The organism is Bacillus sp. LR--39 (assembly GCF_053613335.1).
Genome location: NZ_JBSIOT010000431.1, coordinates 1 through 974 on the forward strand (window position 1 = coordinate 1; position 974 = coordinate 974).

The window sequence follows — 974 nt, forward strand, 5'->3', positions numbered from 1 at the left end:
CCAATAGGAAACTGTGATGCCCCTTCCATCCGCTTCACGTACGCTTTCCACGCCTAAAAATCCAGGCTGATCCGCCGCAAGCGATACCATCCGCTCCGCTGTTTCTCCATATCCTGTGTCATTTTCGCTTTTGACAGAAGAAAAAATGACTGCATAGTAAGGAGGCTCAGGTGTTTTTGATAAAAAATTCATCATATTTCCCCCTCATATGTTTTTGACAAACAGTACCCTGTCTTGGCCTGGGCCATCATAGTTTGCAAACACTGAGATGCCATTTACCGTCTTGGTGCCCTTTTCAATATCAAACCCCAATTTTGTGTGATATGCGATTGATACCTTATTCGCAGGTGAAGTGACGCACTTCACCCGGGTGCAGCCTCTTTGTTTTACTGTTTCGATAAATACATCATACAATTGTTTCCCAATTTGCATTTTTCTGAAATCCGGATGCACACCGGAAAAATGAATGTACGCCGTTTCAGGATCCGATTGCGATTGAAATCCGATTAAAAATCCGGTCATGCTGTTATGTTCGGATGTAATAAAGCTTGTGTCCTGAAAATGCTCAAAAAATAGTCTCGGCAATTTTTCTTTCAGCTGTCTGCCGCCCCACCATTCATTCAGTACAGACGTTACCATTTCATAATCTGAAGACGTGATTGTTCGAATATCCATTACGATTTGATCTCCCTCCGTCTGGCAAAACGAATGTCAGCTCTTTTTCTCACAATATAAAAATTATATTTTGCCTGGCTGGAATTGTAAATGCCTTCTTTCCTTTATCATACGTTTCCAGACTGCCGAGGGAACAATGTTTGATCATTTTACGCCTATTTCTCCCCCAAGCAGGAGGAAAGACTTTACAGCACAATATCAAGCACTTGATCAAGTTTCAGCTTATAAAGATGATCCTCGTCTCCTTTTATCCATACTGCTTTTTCAAACTCTTCATACCGGCAGATCTTCCCGGTGCA

The 974-nt window shown here is 42.0% G+C and carries 2 protein-coding genes and 1 pseudogene; all 3 read right to left on the bottom strand.

Annotation, left to right across the window (positions count from 1 at the left end; translation table 11 throughout):
* Positions 1 to 195, bottom strand: a 195-nt coding sequence (locus ACWHAR_RS23815; protein WP_452088033.1) for an antibiotic biosynthesis monooxygenase family protein, incomplete at its 3' end; no start/stop codon positions are given.
* 9 nt (positions 196 to 204) lie between these two features.
* Positions 205 to 675, bottom strand: coding sequence for a GNAT family N-acetyltransferase (locus ACWHAR_RS23820; protein WP_014477254.1), 471 nt, complete (start codon positions 673 to 675; stop codon positions 205 to 207).
* Between the two features lie 185 nt (positions 676 to 860).
* Positions 861 to 974, bottom strand: a pseudogene (locus tag ACWHAR_RS23825) (YolD-like family protein); the annotation flags it as partial.

Coding starts and splice junctions, on each gene's coding strand:
- ACWHAR_RS23820 (WP_014477254.1), bottom strand. CDS start 675: ATGGATATTCGAACAATCACGTCTTCAGATTATGAAATGGTAACGTCT.